Below are 18859 nucleotides of genomic sequence, written 5' to 3'. Positions count from 1 at the left end.
AGTGAATGCCGAAGGGGCCGCCCCGACGTGAGTCGAGACGGCCCCTTCGTGAAAGGCGTGTGCCTCAGGAGTGGTTCTCCTGGCGGGCCCGGCGCACTTTGGCACCCACGGCGATCGCGCCGCCGGCGAGCACGAGCGCGCCGCCACCGACCCAGATGCCGAGGAGCGATTCGGTGTCCATGCCCGTGGCGGGAAGGGCGGTGCTGCCACTGGCGTTGTTGCTGCCACCGCCGGCCGCGCCGGCGTCGGTGCCTGCACCCGTGCCACCGCCGTTGTTCGCGGCGCGGGCACCGGTCACCGCGAGGGTGTAGGTGCCGACGGGGTTGGCGGGCAGGGTGACCGTGGCCGTGGCGACGCCGTTGGCGTCGGCGACCTTGGTGACCGATGCGGAGCTGACGGGCAGGTTCGCCGTCGCGATGTTGGCTCCGGTGACGCCGACACCGACGAGGGTGAAGGTGGTTTCAGCGCCGGGCGTGAAGCCCGAGACCGGCACGGGGCCGTTGGAGGTGATCGTGAACGTCTGGGTGTCGGGGCCGACCGACACGTAGGCCTGGGCGACGGCGGGGACTGCGAGGAGCAGTCCGCCCGCAATCGTGGCCGCGGTCGCTGCCTTGGCGAGGTGCTTCATGACTGCCTGCTTTCGATTTTGGGATGCCGGGGAGTGACGGTCCGCTTGATCTTGACGGTGATGCACGGGCAAGACCGAAAAGGGAGTGGATTCGTGTGTTGAGAGCTTTCCTGAGTATTGCCTAAGTGTCGTCTGCGTTGCAAACCGAGTCGGTTTCCGACGCGTAAACATTTCGCAACCAGGTCAGCGAGGGCGCGGCGAGGATACGCTCCGCTCGTGCTCGTGTTCGGGCAGGGAATGCCACAGGAATGCAGGGGAAAAAGACCGCCCGCGCGTCTGTGCGGGCTCATTCCAGGATGGCGACCGCGCGGTTCTCGCAGGATGCTCGGACGATCGGGTCGAGGGAGGCGTCGGCCGTGGGGGTGACGTGAGCCTCGGCGTGAGATGCCGTCGACGTTCCGCGGACGACGACGTCGACACCGATGGTCTGCTGGGGTGCCACGTCGACACCGAACGTCAGCACCGTTCGCCCCTCGAGGGTTGCCTGCGTGAAATCTGCGCCGGTCGTCGTCTGCGCCGAGACCAGTTCGAACCCTTCGGGGAGGTAGACGTTGCCGACCACTTTCGCGTGTCCCGGGGCGGTCCCGTACGCGCCGTTGCCCGTGATGTAGAGGGGCAGCGACGTGGCTGCGTCGGCGGGGGCCCCGTTGGCGAGGTCGAGGTGCAGGCTGAGCTGGCGCTGCGTGCGCGAATCGGATGACGGACAGGAGTCCCACGCGAGCGATGTCGTCGGAGTGAGGTAGTAGCTCATCTTCGATCCCGTTCCGTCGTTGAGGTAGAGCCCGAAGCGGGCGGTGTGCTCGTCGGTGGAGGGGAGGGGGCCTGCGATCGTGGTTCCGGCGAGCACCGCCTGCTCGTCTGCGTCGGCGCTCCACATGAGGAGGCGATGCTCGTTCCCCGCGCGGTTGAGCGCCGAGATGAAGGCCGACGCCGAGCCGCGTCCTTCGAGAAGCGCGTGGAAGACGGCGCCGGTCGAGGCCGCGAAGAACGTGTCTTGCTGAGCGGGGTCGGGGTAGCGCTCGTAGACCTCGTTCATGAGAAGGGATGCCGCATTATCGGACGACAGTGTTTCGCCGTCGGGCAGGGTGATCGGTCCGGTGGCGAGAAGGATGTACGAGAGCACGACGGGGTCGATGGTGATCACGCCATCGACGGAGACGCCCGTCTTTTGCGCGAAGAACGCCTGTGCCAGAGGACCGTCGATCGAGAAGTCGGGAATCTCCGTCAGATTGTGGAAATAACGTGCCGGCCTTGTGCCGTAAATCTTCGTGATGTCTTCGGGCAGGTCGACGATGGGTTGTGTCGTGTTCCGAGAAAGGCCCGTGGCGGATTCGGTCGTGTCGAGCGACACGGCTCCGTTGTTGGTGGTGAGCAGAATGGCGCTGCCCGAGATGCCACCGAGCGAGCGCCACTCGGCGTTGTTCTGCACGAGGACGAGGTAGTGACGCTCACCGTCCTGCCCGAGCATGTCGGGCAGGAGGCGCGAGGTGCGTGAGAGGGCGTCGATGAAGGTGGCGGATTGCGTGAACACGTCGTCCGCCTGGTCGACCGCTCGCCCCAGAACGCCGACGAGTGGCGTGCGGTCGATGTCGCGAACGGCCTCTGCGGCGTCTCTCGCCGGGCCGGTAGCCATATGAGCGGGCTCCGCCAGTCGGCTCAGTGCGCCCGGGTCGAAACGCCCTGCGGCCGGCCGGAGGCTCTCGATGGAGACCCCTTCGGCGGCCATGGCCAGGGGGATGAAGCTTCGGGTCACGAGTTCGTCGGCCGACGCTGTGACGGTCTGGAAGGCGGAGAGTTGTGGTCCCACCCATGGCGTCAGCGATGCGAGGCCCCAGATGGGTCCGGAGGTCAGAGCGCGTGCAGCGGATGTCTCGTCGGCCAGCGCTTCAAGCCGAGTCACCGCGGAGGCGGGGTCCGTTGTGACGGCCTCGACCGTATCCGCCGCACCCGATTGCACGCGGGCCAGGTGCTGGTACGCCAGGGCGCCCGTGACTCCCACCCAAACGGCCATGGCGGCACCGAGGAGAAGCCATGACGCAAGGACCCACGCGAACACGCGTCCGAGGCGAAGCATCCGGGGCGGCAAGAAGTGAGAGCCCGCCACGGGTCAGTCTCCTCGGTTCGCCTCGCGAGATGTGCGGCGCGGCGAGAATCCGGCCTCTCCAGCGGTCGGGGGAGCGGCTTCTGCGGCACGCCTTTTGCCAGCGTCTCGTTGCTTCGCGCGTCGCCGGGCGGCCTTGCCGCTCGCATCGGCCGGTTCGCTGTAGGTGTAGCCGTAGCCGTACCCATAGGCGGAGTAGTAGGAATCCGGACCGCGCGTGGGCACCATCGACATCACGAAACCAGCGAGCTTCGCTCCGACCGTTCCCAGGGCCTCGGTCGCCAGCGTGAGTTGATGACGGGTGGCTTTACCGGCCGAGATGACCATCAGTGCCCCGCTGGTTACCCGCGCGAGGATTGCCGCGTCAGTGACAGGGAGCAGCGGTGGAGCGTCGCAGAGAACGACGTCGAAATCTTCCTCGAGCGTTGAGATGAGCGTGCCCATCCGCGCAGAGCCGAGAAGCTCGCTCGGGTTCGGCGGAATCTTTCCGGCGGGCAGTACATAGAGGCTCCGGCCACCCCACGGCAGCATCACGTCGTTGACCTGTGCGCGGCCGATCAGCACGTCCGTCAGCCCCGCGCCACCTTCGATGCCGAGGTACTCCGCAACCTTGGGCTTACGGAGGTCCGTGTCGATGAGCGCGACACGCTTGCCCGCATCGGCCAGGGCGATGGCGAGGTTGATGGTCGTCGTCGACTTACCCTCGCTGGGAATGGAGCTGGTGATGACGAAGCTCGATCGTCCACCCATGTCGAGGAACTGGAGGTTCGTGCGGAGGGCGCGGAAAGACTCTGCTCGCGGGCTCAGCGGGTCCACGTGAACGATCAGAGGGCGTTCCTTGGCCTTCGCATCGAAAGCGATCGCGCCGATGCCAGGGGCGTTTGTTACCTCCTCTGCATCACGTGGCGTACGAACGCGGTTGTCGAGGCTGCCCCGCAGTAAGGCAATTCCGACTCCCAACGTCAGACCGAGGAGAGTCCCCAGGCCCAGATTGAGCGGTGCAATCGGGGTGGAAGGCTTGAGCGCAGGCTGTGCCTCACTGACCCTCGATAGACGGACTGGGCTAGAACCATCGCTTGCTTCGGTCTCTAGTTGCGGAACGGCCCGGGAGAGACTGGCTGCTACGGCGTTCGCGATGCTCGCTGCGTTCTGCGGGTCGGTATCCGAAACGGAGATCGTGATCAGGCTCGAGTTGAGCGCCGCGGACGAACGGACCCGACTAGCCAGCGCTTGGGGTGTTGTCTCAAGACCTAGCTGTTCAATGACCGGCTCGAGCACAACGGGCGTAGTCACCAGTCCGACGTATGTGTTGATGCGCGCTTGCGTGAAGCTTGAGCCCTGCTGCAGTTCAGCGGCGCTACTGCCCGCCTGTGTCGAGACAAAGATTGTACTGGCCGACTCATACTCAGGCGTCCGAGTGGCCGTGTAAAGAACAGCCCCACTCAGACCCATCGCGGTGAGTGCGACCAGCGTAAGCCAGTTCTTTCGAAAAAGGCGGATGAAATCACGGAGCTCCATGGTGCCCTTCGACAAGCCGTGCCAACCCGGACAGGGGAAGCGATTCAAGTCTGCCACAACAGACGTTTCTCGCTCGATGGCAGCCTATGGACGGGCGAGTCGCGCGTGCGGGCGCGTTCAAGGCGACCAATTATCGAGGTTCGGACGGGCTGACGCGGTCTGGAAAAGAGGCGTTCGGTCAGGCGTTCTCTGATTGCCGACGAGCTCGTGTCTCGAAGCAGTCGGCAACAAGAGGTCCACGGCAGATGAACCGTCTCAGGCCCTTCATAGCTCCCCCCCCCCCCCGTAACGATCCATCACCTGAAACGCCGAAGACGAACCGACGAGCGTTAGATTGTAAGGGAACGAACCGCCTCCCCGGTCGAATCGAGAACTATGCAGACGATCGCGCCACAATCGAATGCCACACGGCAGACGCATACGCGCGTTTGTGCAAGCGCAGGCGATTGGCGGCGATGTCAGTTCAAGCGTCAGCGTAGGCCCAGCAGAGAACTTGCAATCGCCCTTCTTGTCGCGGGGGTCGGCGTACTGGCCTCCAAGCTGCTGAGTGCGTCTCTCGGCGCGGCATCGCAAGCAGTGTCCGTCATAGCACTCTGGTCCGGTCTTGCCGTAGCTTCCTTGCTCTACCTTCTGCGAAACGGTCCACGGGGCATCTGCACGTTCCATCCGCTCGACGTCCTCTGGGGAATCGCGGTGGGCATCATCCTGAGAGTTGGCCAGGGATACGCCAGTCAGGTAGACGGCCGCCCATTCCCGCAGGCATCTCTCGCTGACCACCCATCCGAGCGGTGGATGGCGGTTCAAGTGCTTCCGTCCCTTCTCTTCGGGCCAGCCGCGGAGGAACTGTTCTTTCGAGCGACCCTTTTGGTCGCGGTCTACGGCGTCCTCCGCGAGACCATTTCGTTGCGACTCTCCTCCGTCGCTTCTATCATTGTTTCTACGATTGCTTTCGCCCTGCTGCACGTTTCGTACGCGTCGCTTGCTCCGGCCGACGTCCTGCAGATGGTCGTTCTCGGAAGTGCGTTCTCCGTGATTGTCATCTTGACGGGGCGTATATGGCCCGCGCTCATCGCGCACGTCACGTACAACGGGGGCTACATCGTTCTCGCTTCGATTGGGACGTTGCTGGCGTAGCCGCAGCGACCCAAGCGGCTCGAGGACCGTTGGCCGACTAGACACCGACGAAAACACAATCTGCCGCTACGCTCGAGACAGCGGTTGCCGATGCGCCTGGGTCTGAACCGTCTGTCGATTCTCGGGGAGTCCTAGTGTCACCAGCAGTGTCTATCCTCTTCTTCGCGCTGGGCGTCACAGGGCTCCTATTCGTAGCCCTCCGCGTCGTCGCTCACGTCCGCGCGCGCGAGCTCGACTCGAACTACATCCTCATCGGCACAGCGGTGATGCTTGCCAATGGCACCGCGGTCGTATCCCAATTCAGCGGGGGGCGTACTCTCGTTCTTTCAGGCGTAGACAGTTACGTAGCGGTGCTCTCTCCAGCTGCCGAACAGTTCAGCAAGTTCACCCTCCCGGTGATGTTCGTTGTAGTCCTCGGCTACGTAGTCGCTCAATATCGCCGCGGCGTAGCGATCAATGGACTTGCAGCAACGTATCTAATGCTTCTCGTATTCAGCAGTATGGGCTCAGTGCTGGGTGGTGGGAACTTCATAACGACTGCGCGGTTGACGCTTCTACTCCCCGTCGTGGCCTTACTCCTCGGTCGTCCGAGCGCCGGCGCTATTAAAGGGGCTGCGGTCGCGCTTGCTACTCTTCTATGTTTGAGTGGCGTGCTGGCGCTAGTGTCTCCTGACCAAGCCAGCGCCGTGTGTGACGCACGCAAGTGCGGCGTATTTGGTTCACTCTTTAACGGCGTTGCCTTTAACTTCAACGGATTCGGCCTTCTGATGGCCTTGGCGATCCCCGTAATGTATTTCGGGCTAGACAAATTTCGCGAATACTTCACCGGCTTCGCTCTTATCGCAGTCTTCGCAACTGGCTCTCGCACAGCACAACTGGCGAGCGCCATCGTTGTCGTCTTACTCTACTTGAACCGCCTGCTCGGCCGGCAGAACCATGCCCTGCGGCTTTTCCTTCCTTCGGCAGTCTGCGGAGCAAGTGCCTTGTTTATCGTGATGCTGCCGTTCATGAAGCTCGACCCAGGCGAGTTTACGGGACGAGTCGGATTGTGGGATTTGGCACTCAGTCAGATGCGAGGGTCTTGGCTGTTTGGCTTAGGACCGGATTCTTGGGCGGCGCAAGTCGATGACGGAGCCATCTCCTATGTGAGTGCGTACTCAACGCATAATCAGTTAATCGAAATTCTGTATGTGTCGGGGATTGTTGGCCTTTGCCTTTACATCGTACTCATTACTGGTCTGATCGTCCGTATGCGTGAAGCGCTCGTACCGCTGTTGTCCATTCTGGCCCCCGCGCTCGTGATCGGCTCGACCGAACGGCCCTGGACACTCGGAATAGCCGATTGGTTGTCATGGTCAATTCTTTTGCTTCTCGTTATCAAAGTGGACGACGCAAATACAGAAAATGGTAAGCAGATTGACGCGACGGCTTCCAGTACCTTCAAGCAGCAGCGGCGCGTCTCGCCTTCAGGTATGTCAATGGAACCTGCAAAATAGTCACTGACGCGAGAGTGGCGGCGACAACCCCAACGGAACCCATTGAAGGTGCGAACAGAACAGACAGAATGAGTTTCGCGACCGCCATGACGATGACCACATTGCGCTGGAAACGCCATCCGCCGGAATCTGTCAATAGCATGGCACTAGGCAAGTGAATGCCTTGAATTATGGCTAGTCCTGCGAAAGCAAAGAATAGGGCGCTGTTCACATCAACATCGGTGTCGCCGGTCATGAGCGAAGTAATAGACGGGCCGGCCAACACAATTGCGAGGCCGCCGAGGGCTGCCAACAACCCCGATCGCAGAACGTCCAGGTTTAGCACGGAGGTGCTCATCATGCTGCGTGCCTTCAGATCTCGATAATGAGGCCAGAGATTCTGTCCGACTGCGTTGAGCAAGGCATATCCCGCAATGTACATGGGAGCTACGAGAGAATATTGCCCAACTTGGTCAACGGAGGAGAAATGGCCGAGGATGACCCGATCTGCTTGGAACGCGAGGACCGTTCCTAAAGTTACGATGAGTGACGAAGAAGATGTCGAGACTATCTCGCGCGTCAAGCCCGAATGAATTTTCCGCGACAAAAGGTCTCTCAATATCGGGCCTGGATACGCCCTACGCGCAGGAAATACGCATAGACAGCTCGCAATGATGGCTCCCGCAAATGGCGCTAGTCCCACCAACGCAGTCGCCGGGTGACTGGAGACGACAGCGAGTGCGACCAGCAGTCCCAGAATGGGGCCGATAGAGGTCAACAGGTAAACTTGGCTCACCCTGCCCATACCTTGCAATGCTCGACCAGCCATGGCGAGGACAACCCCGATTCCGACGAAGGTCAGCGCGATAGCACCAGCTAGGCTGACATCGGATGCAGCTGCACCCACACCGAGTAGCGATGGCCACGCGTCGATGGCTGCGGTGATACATCCCACAGAAGCCAAACCGATTGCACTCAGAACTGTAGCTCTGACTGCCAATACCACGGTATCCTTGGCGCGCGCATTGGTTCGATCTCGAGTCAAGTCGCTCGATGCGTTCACTACTGACGCGCCCAGTCCCAGGTCCGCGAAGGGCAGAAGCGCGGGGATCGCAGCTAGAAGTGAGGCGACCGCGTAAGTGTCAAATCCGTAGCTCGATATGACCATACGGGCGTAAAGTACGCCGCAGATGAAGGATATGACCGATCCTACAAGTCGTGTTGCTAATGGCTTGATATACCGTTTCAACTTGCTGTTTTCTTGCGTATCGCGTACTCGCGGCGCGCGATACCAAATCCGTGCCGCCGCGCGACCTGAAGATAGGCAAAAATCAAACTCGCAGCCGAGGTGAAACCTGTAATTCCGAGTAAATCGGCTCGAATCCGGTGAAACTCGAAAGGCGTCCCAGCGACCTTGGCTGACGAGAATCCACCCCCTTTGTACGAAGCGACATCCATCGGGATCTCGGTGGGCCTGCTGACTGCAACAGCTTTCGCCAGCACATGCAGGTCGGCGGCGAAGCCGTTCGCTGCGTTGTGTCCTCCCACGGCGCGGAGAAAGCGGCTAGACATGAACAGACCCTGATGGTTGTAGCCCTGCCGTCCGGTCCAGAACGCCCAGTTATCGAACGGTAGTGAGGTCGATCTACGCCCAATCTCCTCGTGATAGACGTGTCCCATCGCCCACACTCCGGTAGTGGATTGCAGATGATCGAGGATGGTGGACAGGGAACGTTTTCCTGTCGAGCGATCTCCGGCGTTGAGATACCACACGAAGCGACCTCGACTCAGGGCGAGTCCCTTGTTCATGGCGTCGTAGATGCCTTCATCGGCTTCCGAAACCACTCGCACCCAGGGCCTAGTGGATGCATAGTGCAACGCCATCTCAGCTGATCCATCAGTAGACCCACCATCAATAATGATGTGTTCCCAGTCCACCGCGCGCTCTTCGGGAAGGGATTGCAGAGTTTGCGAAAGCCCATCAATATCGTTGAAGCAGATAGTAATGATAGACAGCGTTGGTTCTAGTTCGTGCATCTTTATTCCTTGTCGAAGCGCGCGACTTCTTTCCACGCCGCGCCTGCAGATTCGTCGTAGGCGGCAAGGGTCTCAGCTCCAAGAGGACTCGGTCTTCTTATGACCTGCGCGCATTCGTCTGCAAGGCCCTGGACATTGCCAGTCCGAACGGTGTGGACGCGGCCCGGCACCCTCGCCAACCCTTCCGACTCGAATGCCACGACGGGCACTGCCATTGTCGCTGCCATCATGACCGTGCCTGAGGTTGTGACGTCGGAGTACGGTGCGACCATCACGCTTGCGCGGCTTAATGCTTCGAAAAACGCTCGATCAGGGAGGTATGATCTACCGTCTCCAACTAGGTGGAGATTCGCCGCCGAGGTAAGTTGGGCCAGGAGTCCGCTTGGGACTATTCCGACTGCCAGCTCTACGCAAGCTACCCCCTGAAGCCGCGTGGCTACCTCCGGCAGATACTGCACACCTTTATCTGCCCGGATCGAACCTGCGAACAATACGGAGCTACCACAGTTTGCCACGCCCACCGGCTTCACAGTGTCGTGGGCGCTTTTCCATGCCAGATAAGTGGGGTGCGGCGCCACACGGATACGTGACTGAACGCGTGGCTCAATTTCGGACAGTGAATCTCTCAAGCTAGTGCTATGGACCACCAGTCGTCTTGCGCGTAGCCTAAGCAGTCTTGCAAGCGAGAATCCGCGCGTGTTATCGCGGGAGGCGACGGGGTTGTGTTCAACTACAACGAGTCGAACTCCTGTGAAGCTGAGTGCGGATAGTAGAAGTCGTTCCCAGGCCGAGTTCGTCCACGTTACTAGTATCACGGGTCGCCAGCTCAGCGTCCGAAGCTGGATGAGCCGCCATGTAACTACGAACCCATATGTGAGCAGACCACGGAATGTGCGGTCACCTTGCGCGGGCGCCGGAAGTTTCCATCGGCTGTCCACCCCCTGCCACGCAAACGACAAGCCCTGTCGCCCAACCCGCACTACCGAGTTTCCGCCACCGGTAAGGCACCGGGCGACTTCCGAGCCATACGGATTGAACGGATTGGGGTCCCAGACTGCTGTCCGACTTTTCACTTCAGTTCTGTTTCGGGAAGGAGTCTCTCGCGGACCCAGGTGACATTGTTGCGGACGATTCTACCGGGCGTGCCCGCAATAAGTGAACCAGGGGGGAAAGGCCCACCCGTGACCACAGCCTTCGTCGCGACTACGCTGTCCGCGCCGATCCGCACGCCTTTCAAAATGGTCGCTCCCGCGCCAACCCAAACACGCTCTCCGATGGTGACGTCCCGAGCTGGATTTATTCGTGAGCCATCCATGACGATACTGTGCGAATCGCCGGTTCGAATCTCGACATCTGTGGAGATCATTGAGTCGGCTTCGACCGTCAACATGCAGCCTTCTGTTGAAGCTAGATGTGCGCTTTCCACTGACGTTCCGCCATGCACGTCTATTCCACCGCCGGAGTCGATCCAAAGATGCAGCGATTCGGACACGCGGACGCCGTCAGCGGAGGCATGGCTGTGGGAGTCCCTAAGAGTTACCTTCAGACCCGCTATAACGCAGTTCGTTATTGTCAAGGAAGTTCCTGGAGCCAGGCGAGCCCGCAATGATTTGATCCAAGAATGCTTGATGTGCACATCAGCTCCTGGAAAGCGCAGTTTCAGGTAGGTGCGCCACCACGCGGAGTTCGCGATTTTCGCGACAGCAACCAACTTAGGTCGAGCCATGCGAATCATTCGAACCGGACTTCATTCTGGGCGGTCAGCCGATCGAGAGAGGCCGAATGACGCGCCTGCGCGGCAGGATCGAATCGGTGTCCCACAACGCGCGCCGGATTACCGACAGCGATTGCGTATGCGGGAACATCGCGTGTGACGACCGCCGCGGAGCCGATCAGTGCCCCCTCGCCGATAGAGACCCCGCCGAGTACGGTCGCCCGTCCTCCGATCCAAACATCTCGACCAATATGAACAGCGTCGCGTGTTCTCCGGGGACGGTCGGCTACCCAGGTAGAAAGGACATATGGAACGCCGACTTCGTGTATAGCGTGATCATCTCGGCCGACGATCTGTACTCCCATGCCAATAAGTGCATAGTCGCCGATCTCGCCGTCCACCTGCACAATCGAGTGCGGTCCGACTGACACAGAATTGCCGATGACCAGTCCGTGCGGTGAGCTAATCACGGCCCCGCGCCCGACTCTAAATTGCTCGCCGTACTGCACGTTCTCGTGAACGCAGATCTTTCGAAGCGCCGCGCGCATCAAGGATTGGCGCCACCCGGATAGGGTTGACCGGCCGATAGTGTTCAGCTTGTCCATCTCAGTAACTCTCGTCTGCCAGCGCCAACAACAGCCCCTCGGCCATCGCATCGGCCGAGTATCTTTCGACTACGAAGTCCCGTAACTCCGGTCGTGGCGCTGTTCTGCTGGCCCATGCCCGATTAATTGCTTCAACCCATGCTTCCACTGTGCTTTCGTCTGCCCACAAGACACCGCCTGTTTCGGAAAGCTCAATCTCGGGTGAGTGAGGCTCACCTTTACTTACGATCATTGGAACCCCGAAGCCGAGGGACTGTGTGAGGCCAAGCCCTGCGAATCCGGGTGAGGTGCTGGCGAATGCTGTGCTGTAGACGCCCTCTAGAACTTCGAAGTCTTGGATCCATCCGTAAAAGGTGACTGATGAGAGCAGGCCAAGGCTTGACACGAGCTGAGATAGTTCTTCACGCTGCGAACCATCACCAACGAGGTGTAGCATTGCCCCTTCCGCGGCGGCCCGCGACTTCGAGAACGCCTGGATTAGAACCTCCACCTTCTTGGCGTGTTCAAATCTGCCGACGTAGACGAGTGCCCCTCTTTCGGTATCCGTAGCAAGTGCGTGACTCAATTCGCTTCGTGTATAGATTGCGTTCGGCGCCACCCACACGGGCCGGTCCGGCATCTCGAGTTCGGCCTGACGCTTATTTGCATACGAGTAGCTGATCGTACCGTTCGACAACCGACGCATAGCCAGCCGTAGCATTCGTGTCGAAGAATCGCTGCCCGCCTGGGGAAAAAGATGGCCCCAGACGAGTGATCGACGCCTGAGCACCCGGCGAATAGCAAGCAGTATCCAGGCCGTCAGGCTGCGAGGATTCAAATCGACAACGAGTACTCGCGCACTCATCGCGGTCATTAAGCCGCCGTACTGGACGAAGGCTCGACCGAACAGCCGCACCATAGGAATTTGCCTGTACTGTCGGCTCTCAATACCCGTTCTCACGGATCTGTCAAGATGGGCGGCGGAACACATCAAGACTGTTTCAGGCGCTGCATCGAGCAAGATGCTCATGCAGCGCTGGCGGTATGCGGGTAAGACTGCCAGATAGAAGACTGCCTTGGTACTAGCGCGGCGCATCGTGCTCCTTCTGGTCGCGTTGCAACTCCCGGTATTTCACGCCAATTTGCCAGTAGTACATCGACAGGGCGGCGGCATAATCAAACCCAGCGCGACCATCGAGGAAGCCGGCTCGTGCGATATATGCGTATACGAAGAACAATACGGGTTTGAAGGGCACGGCGTCGAAGACGCGGCCCTTCTTTGTCCGCTTGCTCGCGACTTGTGATCGGAGAGCGTCATTGAGTCGCAAATGGGCCTCCCAGTCGGAATAGCGATTGTGGCGAGAGAACCAACTGTTGACGGGGTCGCGGTCGTCGTGGACAATTCGTTGGCTAAGCCGACCGATAGGCGATGCTGAATCCGGCTGATAATGGCCTTCAACTTCGCGGATTCCCGGAGCGGACAGGTCATCTATCTCCGGGAAGCGAGCGCGGGACGTGTGCAAGAGAGATCGTTTAGTCACGACATGTCCGTGGCGTAACAGCTTTCCTGCGAATCGATACAGCAGCTGGATATCAAAAGCGCCATTTGGTAACCCGCTAAGCTTCGGTGCCAAACGGTGCAATTCCGCGACCAGCGCCGGAGAGGGGTACTCATCGGCGTCCAGCAACAGGACCCAGGGGTTCCGCGGCTTGGCGTGTTCGAGGGACCATTGCTTCTTCTTGGGATAACGGCCGTCCCACGAGAAATCGACGACGCGCGCTCCGTGAGCTTTTGCTATCTCGACGGTCCGATCGCTGCTGCCCGAATCCACGACAATCAGGTCGTCGAAGTCGCTCAACCGTCGTAGCGTGTTGGCTAGCCCGGCTTCTTCGTTCTTGGTCAAAACAATTACGGAAATCTCAGTGATGGTCACCTGGATGTCTTTTCAAATCGTGGTTGGATGTAGCGCAATGGATTTCCCCCCCACACCTCAGCATCAGGCAGCGTGTCGCCCGAGACAAGCGATAGGGGCCGGATCAAGGTAGACCGGCCGATGTTGCTCCCTCCCAGAATCATGCATCGAGAGGTGATCCAGACGCCGTCTGAGATGCGGATCGGGCGCGTCAGCAGTGCCATATCTCGCCGGTGCGCGTGACTACCGGTTGTGAGAAATGTTTCCTGCGATATAACGACGTCATTGCCGATCAAGATGTCGTCCTGGTTGTGAAACCACACTCCCTCGCCTATCCATGAACGATCGCCGATCACGAGCTTCCACGGGAACTTCACGCGCGTACGGGGGCGGAAAATGACATCCTCTCCGATCTTCGCGCCGAACCCGCGGAGAATGCGGATGCGCAGGCCCGAGCTGATCTGCCACGGATTCGTCACGAATAGTAGCTCACAAACGGCCCACAGATAGACCTTCCACGCGGGCTGATCCCACGCAGCCCGCTCGCCGGGTGCTTGGGAGAGATCTATCACGGGGACGTCGCTCACTTGTGCCTTCCTGTAACGGTCATGTAACGCGTTCGGCTGTATTCTTTGCGGTGTGCAACAAACCTCGCCGACGCTGTTCTTTGGGCTGAACTACCCCCCGGAGACTACGGGAATCTCTCCCTACACAGGTGCCATGGCCGCCGGGCTGGCCCGGCGTGGTCGGGCGGTTCGCGCGCTCGCAGGGCACCCTCATTATCCCGACTGGAAAGTCGCGCCAGGTTACGGGCAATGGTCACGTCGCGAAAACGTCGACGGCGTTTCCGTCCACCGGCTCCGTCATTTCATTCCGTCTCGCCCCACGCCTGTGCCTCGTTTGGCGGCCGAGGTCACCTTCGGTTTGCGGCAGGTATTTACCCGCTGGGGGCGCCCAGACGTTGTCGTCGCCGTCTCTCCCGCGCTGATCTCGTCGGCTTTGGTTCGTCTGCGGTCGCGGATCACGCATCCGACGACACCGTTCGTCATCTGGGTGCAGGACCTTTACGGTCTCGGGCTTGCGGAGACCGGCCAAGGTTCCGGGATGGCAGCACGGGTGATCCGGGGGATCGAGAAATGGCTCCTCCGATCGGCCACGATGGTCGTCGTCATCCACGATCGTTTTGCTGAGCGGGTCCACCGCGACTTCGACGTGCCGCTCGACCGCACCGCGGTCGTGCGCAACTGGACGCATCTGCCCCCGATGCCGAAGGTCGACGTCGCTGCTGTGCGGCGATCACATGGATGGAGCGATGACGAGGTCGTCGTCGTGCACACCGGCAACATGGGCGTGAAGCAGGGGCTGCACCACGTCGTCGACGCCGGCCGCCTTGCTCACCGGTTGGGGGAAAGGGTTCGATTCGTTCTCGTCGGACGCGGTTCGCAGCGCGACGAGTTGGTCGACCGCATCGCGGGCGAGGCGACGACCACCGAGATCATGCCGCCGCTCGATCACGGAGCGTTCTCTGAGGTGCTGCAGGCGGCCGATGTTCTCTTGGTGAACGAATTGCCGGGTGTGTCGGAAATGTGCGTTCCCAGCAAGTTGACGTCGTATTTCGCGTCGGGACGCCCCGTACTGGCTGCCACCGATAGCTCGGGCATCACCGCGCAAGAAATTGTCACTGCGCAGGCCGGAATCGTCGTCGGCGCGGGCGACCCGGTCGCTCTCCTCGACGGCGTGAAAGTGCTCGCGTCCGACCGTGACGAAGCGTCCCGGCTCGGCGAGAACGGCAGACGTTACAAAGAGAGAGTGCTCGAGGAAACATCTGCGATCGACCGTTTCGATAGGCTCCTCACGGATCTGACCACTGCCGCTGGACAGACTCCTCCTCGCCCGAAAAAATCGACAAAGAACGGTATCTTCTCTTGACGAAGCGCGCTCTCATCACTGGCATCACCGGCCAGGACGGCTCTTACCTCGCAGAACTGCTCCTGTCTAAGGGGTATGAAGTGCACGGCCTCATTCGCCGCGCCTCGACGTTCAACACCCACCGCATCGACCACCTCTACGTCGACCCGCACGACCCCGAGGCGAAGCTCTTCTTGCACTACGGCGACCTCTCCGACGGTGCGCGGCTCGTGACGCTCATGGCGGAGATCAACCCCGACGAGGTCTACAACCTCGCCGCGCAATCGCACGTGCGCGTTTCGTTCGACGAGCCCGAGCACACCGCTGACACCACGGGCACCGGCACCATCCGCCTTCTCGAGGCCGTTCGGCTCTCCGGCATCGACACGAAGTACTACCAGGCCTCCACGTCGGAGCTGTACGGGGCGACCCCGCCGCCGCAGAACGAAGAAACGCCGTTCTACCCGCGCTCGCCCTACGCGGCCGCCAAGCTCTACAGCTACTGGATCACCAAGAACTACCGCGAGGCCTACGACATGTTCGCGGTCAACGGCATCCTGTTCAACCACGAATCCCCGCGCCGCGGTGAAACGTTCGTGACCCGCAAGATCACCCGCGCCGTGGCACGCATCAACGCCGGCCTGGAAAAGAACCTCTACCTGGGCAACCTCGACTCGATCCGCGACTGGGGGTACGCCGCCGAGTACGTCGAGGGCATGTGGCGCATGCTGCAAGCAGACACGCCGGAAGACTTCGTGCTGGCCACGGGTGTCGGGTACACCATCCGCGACTTCCTCGAGACGTCATTCGGACACGTCGGACTCGACTGGCAGGAATTCGTCAAGTTCGACGAGCGTTACCTGCGTCCCACCGAGGTCGACGCCCTCATCGGCGACCCCTCCAAGGCCGCCGACAAGCTCGGCTGGGTGCCCACCATCGACGGCAACGAGCTGGCGAAGCTCATGGTCGACGCCGACGTCACGGCGCTCGAGCGCGGCGCCGACTGGATCGACACCGTGAAGCTGCCCACCTGGGGCAACGCGGAGCTTCTCGGAGCTCGCGCGTGACCACTGCGGTCGACGGCGTCGCATACACCCCGCAAGAACTGGACCGAGACGCGACGTTCTACGTCGCCGGACACCGCGGTCTCGTCGGCTCGGCAATCGTCCGCAAGCTCGAATCGTCGGGCTTCGCCCACATCATCGGCAAGACCTCCGCAGAGCTCGACCTGAAAGACCGCGACGCGGTCTTCGCATACATGGGGGAGACGAAGCCCAAATACGTGGTGCTCGCCGCGGCGAAAGTCGGGGGCATCCTGGCCAACTCCACCTACCCGGTGGACTTCCTCAGCGACAACATGCGCATCCAGGTGAACGTGCTCGACGCCGCGCTGGCGAACGACGTGGAACGCGTGCTCTTCCTCGGGTCGTCGTGCATCTACCCGAAGTTCGCCGAACAGCCCATCCGCGAGGACTCGCTGCTCACCGGCCACCTCGAGCCGACGAACGACGCGTACGCGATCGCCAAGATCGCCGGCATCCTGCAGACCCAGGCGGTGCGCCGTCAGTACGGGCTACCGTGGATCAGCGCCATGCCGACGAACCTCTACGGGCCCAACGACAACTTCTCGCCCAAGGGTTCGCACGTGCTGCCGGCGCTCATCCGCCGCTACGACGAGGCCGCCCAGACGGGCGCCGGCAGCGTCACCAACTGGGGGACCGGCACGCCTCGCCGCGAATTCCTGCACGCCGATGACATGGCCGACGCCTGCCTGCACCTCATGGAGCACTACGACGGACCCGATCAGGTCAACGTCGGCACCGGCAGCGACGTCACGATCCGCGAGATCGCCGAGACCATCGCGCGGGTCACGGGCTACACCGGCGAGACCGAGTGGGACACCTCGAAGCCCGACGGAACCCCGCAGAAGCTGCTCGACGTCTCAAAGCTCGCCGAGGCCGGATGGACGGCATCCATCTCCCTCGAAGAGGGCATGGAGCGCACCGTCGCCTGGTATCGCGACCACGTCGACACCATCCGCGAATAGATGTTCCGACACATCGTGCTGTTCCGTGTGCATGACGAGATCACGGATGCAGATTTGTCGGATGCCCTCTCCGCGTTGAGAGCGCTCGGCGACGATCCCGGCATCATCGAGTGGAACGTCGCGCTGTCGCTCGACACCCGCAAGGGGCGCATCATCGTCGAGGATGCCACCTTCGTCGACGCAGGCGCGTTCGAGTCGTGGCGCGGGGGAGCGGACCATGGGCGCGTCGCCGGTCGCATGGCACAGATCTCGGACTGGTGGGTAGGCGACATCGAGCGTTCATAAGCTCTGCAACCCTCCGCGAAGCCGAACCGGCAGCACATCACAGAACGATGTGCTGCCGGTCGGATCTTCGCGGCCCGGCCGGATCACCGGCCGCGGTGCGCGAGCCTCACGACTCGTTCGACGGCATCGATTGCAGGGCCCAGTTCTTCTCCGCACCTCTCGTACACGTCGATCGGCTGAAGATACGGATCGATCACGTCATCGTCGCTGGCGTTCGCGGGGGCTTCAACAAACCCGCGTCGCGCGGCGACGGCAGCGAGAACGTCGTCGAATGGCCGATACCGTTCGTCGTCACCCTCAGTGGGGGCTGAGGCGCGGAGGCGGGTGAACTCCTCGTCGGGAACACCCTCCGTCAAACGCGCGAACTCTCGAATCGTGAAAACGCGTCGCAGCTGCGCCGGCTCCATCTCGACAATGGCACGTCTATGCTCTCGAGACATCGCGAGGATGAGATCTGCCGACCGAAGCAGATCAGACGTGAGAAGGCGACTGCGGTGTTGCCCGCTCTCGTCGTCACCCACGCCGCGTGCGGCGGCGAGACTTCTCGCCTCCGGCGTCATCGGGCGTCCAGCCGGCGCGCGAGTGCCGGCGCTCGACACGTGAACGCCCAAAGGCAGAAGTCGCGCTGAGAGAACTTGAGCCGCCAGCGGAGACCGGCAAATATTTCCGGTGCATACCGTGAGAATGTTGAGCACGATGATCCAAGTTTTCAAGAGGCAGAACTCACGCGGCTGAGCCGACACCCCAGCCTAGCCGCCGAGGCCGGGCGACCGGGAGGATCCCGCGGCGATTCCAGCCGGCGTCGTCGGACTCTGTCTCGTCGGCCTCGCGGGCATTTCTCAACGGCCGTACCAGGGAAAGAATGCTGTGCGCAATGCATAGGCAGAAGCGCAACGACCGCATACTATTAACGCAGTCGACGTCGGTGTCCGACTCGGCCCTGTCGCACCCCCTGGACAGGCTTCATTCAGAGCAACTCGAAGGCGAGGAGCCATGCATCACCCTTACGCGCACCCTGTCGCACATCGGCCTTTCTGGGCCTCCCCGTTCGCCACCGTCGTCCTCTGGACGGCAGTCATCGCGTTCGCAGTGGCGGGCGCGTTGACCATTCCCAACCACGGCGACGGGGGAGCAGTGCTGCTTCTCATCGCCCTCATTCTGGCCGCCCCCGCGGCTGCGGGATCAAGCTATCGCGACAACCACTGACGATCGGCTGTGTGAATGAGGCAAGAAGAGCGGCCCCCGGCGCTGAGGTAGGGGTCATCGGGCGCCGGGGGCCAACCGCTCCCGATGGGAACGGCCATCCGCCATCGGGGAATGACGGACGTTCTACTCGCCATGCGGCGATTGCATCTATGGGCTGAGCGGCGGGGCGAATCACCCCTTTGCCATGTGTACATGGTACATCATTCGACGGCGCGAAAGTGCTGTCTGAGGTGGGATTTCGTCGTTTTGACGGACGGCGCGGCCGGTCGTTTTGCGGGAAGTTAGGCGATCGACCGGTCGCCTCCAGGT

The 18859-nt window shown here is 61.4% G+C and carries 19 protein-coding genes; 7 read left to right on the top strand and 12 right to left on the bottom strand.

The features are described 5' to 3' along the window. Positions 1 to 64: 64 nt before the first annotated feature. From QE410_RS09240 to QE410_RS09230, 3 genes are all read right to left on the bottom strand, one after another. On the bottom strand, positions 65 to 628 hold the full coding sequence (locus tag QE410_RS09240; protein ID WP_307330855.1) for an LPXTG cell wall anchor domain-containing protein: 564 nt from the start codon (positions 626 to 628) through the stop codon (positions 65 to 67). Positions 629 to 914: 286 nt separating this feature from the next. Continuing rightward, complete coding sequence (locus QE410_RS09235) at positions 915 to 2639, bottom strand: DUF4012 domain-containing protein (protein WP_307330852.1); 1725 nt, start codon at positions 2637 to 2639, stop codon at positions 915 to 917. Between the two features lie 96 nt (positions 2640 to 2735). Next, a complete protein-coding gene (locus QE410_RS09230) occupies positions 2736 to 4247 on the bottom strand; it encodes a polysaccharide biosynthesis tyrosine autokinase (RefSeq protein ID WP_307330849.1) in 1512 nt (503 codons plus the stop codon). 693 nt (positions 4248 to 4940) lie between these two features. On the opposite strand from QE410_RS09230, the gene QE410_RS09225 reads away from it, so the two are divergent. Both QE410_RS09225 and QE410_RS09220 read left to right on the top strand, forming a co-directional pair. Beyond that, positions 4941 to 5381: a CPBP family intramembrane glutamic endopeptidase gene (locus QE410_RS09225; RefSeq protein WP_307330846.1), complete on the top strand. Its 441-nt coding sequence runs from the start codon at positions 4941 to 4943 to the stop codon at positions 5379 to 5381. A 146-nt stretch (positions 5382 to 5527) separates the two neighbouring features. Further along, positions 5528 to 6877, top strand: coding sequence for an O-antigen ligase (locus tag QE410_RS09220; protein ID WP_307330843.1), 1350 nt, complete (start codon positions 5528 to 5530; stop codon positions 6875 to 6877). On the opposite strand, the gene QE410_RS09215 is transcribed toward QE410_RS09220, so the two are convergent. From QE410_RS09215 to QE410_RS09185, 8 genes are all read right to left on the bottom strand, one after another. Continuing rightward, complete coding sequence (locus tag QE410_RS09215) at positions 6822 to 8105, bottom strand: oligosaccharide flippase family protein (RefSeq protein ID WP_307330839.1); 1284 nt, start codon at positions 8103 to 8105, stop codon at positions 6822 to 6824. The genes QE410_RS09220 and QE410_RS09215 overlap by 56 nt on opposite strands. Continuing rightward, positions 8102 to 8893 carry a glycosyltransferase gene (locus QE410_RS09210; protein ID WP_307330836.1) on the bottom strand — a complete coding sequence of 264 codons (792 nt, stop codon included), beginning with the start codon at positions 8891 to 8893 and terminating at the stop codon, positions 8102 to 8104. Before QE410_RS09210 ends, QE410_RS09215 begins: the two co-directional genes overlap by 4 nt. Before the next feature lie 2 nt (positions 8894 to 8895). After that, on the bottom strand, positions 8896 to 9408 hold the full coding sequence (locus QE410_RS17115) for a glycosyltransferase (protein ID WP_373459333.1): 513 nt from the start codon (positions 9406 to 9408) through the stop codon (positions 8896 to 8898). Positions 9409 to 9962: 554 nt separating this feature from the next. Beyond that, positions 9963 to 10385 carry a DapH/DapD/GlmU-related protein gene (locus QE410_RS09205; protein WP_307330833.1) on the bottom strand — a complete coding sequence of 141 codons (423 nt, stop codon included), beginning with the start codon at positions 10383 to 10385 and terminating at the stop codon, positions 9963 to 9965. A gap of 239 nt (positions 10386 to 10624) precedes the next feature. Continuing rightward, positions 10625 to 11212, bottom strand: a complete 588-nt coding sequence (locus QE410_RS09200; protein WP_307330830.1) for an acetyltransferase — start codon at positions 11210 to 11212, stop codon at positions 10625 to 10627. Position 11213: 1 nt separating this feature from the next. After that, positions 11214 to 12221 carry a glycosyltransferase gene (locus QE410_RS09195; protein ID WP_307330828.1) on the bottom strand — a complete coding sequence of 336 codons (1008 nt, stop codon included), beginning with the start codon at positions 12219 to 12221 and terminating at the stop codon, positions 11214 to 11216. A 52-nt stretch (positions 12222 to 12273) separates the two neighbouring features. Further along, entirely contained in the window at positions 12274 to 13125 is an 852-nt protein-coding gene (locus tag QE410_RS09190) for a glycosyltransferase family 2 protein (protein ID WP_307330825.1), read from the bottom strand. Next, a complete protein-coding gene (locus QE410_RS09185; RefSeq protein ID WP_307330823.1) occupies positions 13122 to 13691 on the bottom strand; it encodes an acetyltransferase in 570 nt (189 codons plus the stop codon). Before QE410_RS09185 ends, QE410_RS09190 begins: the two co-directional genes overlap by 4 nt. Positions 13692 to 13743: 52 nt before the next feature. On the opposite strand from QE410_RS09185, the gene QE410_RS09180 reads away from it, so the two are divergent. Genes QE410_RS09180 through QE410_RS09165 form a run of 4 tightly spaced genes read left to right on the top strand, consistent with a single transcriptional unit; the run spans position 13744 to position 17344 of the window. Then, positions 13744 to 15033, top strand: coding sequence for a glycosyltransferase (locus tag QE410_RS09180; RefSeq protein ID WP_307330820.1), 1290 nt, complete (start codon positions 13744 to 13746; stop codon positions 15031 to 15033). After that, positions 15030 to 16079 carry a GDP-mannose 4,6-dehydratase gene (gmd, locus tag QE410_RS09175; protein WP_307330817.1) on the top strand — a complete coding sequence of 350 codons (1050 nt, stop codon included), beginning with the start codon at positions 15030 to 15032 and terminating at the stop codon, positions 16077 to 16079. Before QE410_RS09180 ends, gmd begins: the two co-directional genes overlap by 4 nt. Beyond that, positions 16076 to 17059 (top strand): GDP-L-fucose synthase, encoded by a 984-nt coding sequence (locus tag QE410_RS09170; protein ID WP_307330814.1) that lies wholly within the window; start codon positions 16076 to 16078, stop codon positions 17057 to 17059. Before gmd ends, QE410_RS09170 begins: the two co-directional genes overlap by 4 nt. Continuing rightward, positions 17060 to 17344, top strand: a complete 285-nt coding sequence (locus QE410_RS09165; RefSeq protein ID WP_307330810.1) for a Dabb family protein — start codon at positions 17060 to 17062, stop codon at positions 17342 to 17344. 83 nt (positions 17345 to 17427) lie between these two features. Here the strand turns inward: QE410_RS09165 and QE410_RS09160 are convergent, their stop codons facing one another. Then, positions 17428 to 18039, bottom strand: coding sequence for a low molecular weight phosphatase family protein (locus tag QE410_RS09160; RefSeq protein WP_307330808.1), 612 nt, complete (start codon positions 18037 to 18039; stop codon positions 17428 to 17430). A 298-nt stretch (positions 18040 to 18337) separates the two neighbouring features. Here QE410_RS09160 and QE410_RS09155 point away from each other — a divergent pair, with 298 nt between their 5' ends. Further along, positions 18338 to 18550 (top strand): hypothetical protein, encoded by a 213-nt coding sequence (locus QE410_RS09155; RefSeq protein ID WP_307330804.1) that lies wholly within the window; start codon positions 18338 to 18340, stop codon positions 18548 to 18550. Positions 18551 to 18859 lie beyond the last annotated feature (309 nt).

Source organism: Microbacterium sp. SORGH_AS_1204 (assembly GCF_030818935.1).
In the GTDB taxonomy this organism is placed as follows: Bacteria; Actinomycetota; Actinomycetes; order Actinomycetales; family Microbacteriaceae; genus Microbacterium.
Note: the sequence above shows the minus strand (reverse complement) of the source record. Positions and strands in the feature narration are given on the sequence as shown.

What these genes read in the sequence shown, in the direction of transcription:
- QE410_RS09240 (WP_307330855.1), bottom strand. Translation starts at nt 628, where the DNA reads ATGAAGCACCTCGCCAAGGCAGCGACCGCGGCCACGATTGCGGGCGGA.
- QE410_RS09235 (WP_307330852.1), bottom strand. Translation starts at nt 2,639, where the DNA reads ATGGCCGTTTGGGTGGGAGTCACGGGCGCCCTGGCGTACCAGCACCTG.
- QE410_RS09165 (WP_307330810.1), top strand. Translation starts at nt 17,060, where the DNA reads ATGTTCCGACACATCGTGCTGTTCCGTGTGCATGACGAGATCACGGAT.
- QE410_RS09195 (WP_307330828.1), bottom strand. Translation starts at nt 12,221, where the DNA reads ATGAGCATCTTGCTCGATGCAGCGCCTGAAACAGTCTTGATGTGTTCC.
- QE410_RS09230 (WP_307330849.1), bottom strand. Translation starts at nt 4,247, where the DNA reads ATGGAGCTCCGTGATTTCATCCGCCTTTTTCGAAAGAACTGGCTTACG.
- QE410_RS09155 (WP_307330804.1), top strand. Translation starts at nt 18,338, where the DNA reads ATGCATCACCCTTACGCGCACCCTGTCGCACATCGGCCTTTCTGGGCC.
- QE410_RS09200 (WP_307330830.1), bottom strand. Translation starts at nt 11,212, where the DNA reads ATGGACAAGCTGAACACTATCGGCCGGTCAACCCTATCCGGGTGGCGC.
- QE410_RS09210 (WP_307330836.1), bottom strand. Translation starts at nt 8,893, where the DNA reads ATGCACGAACTAGAACCAACGCTGTCTATCATTACTATCTGCTTCAAC.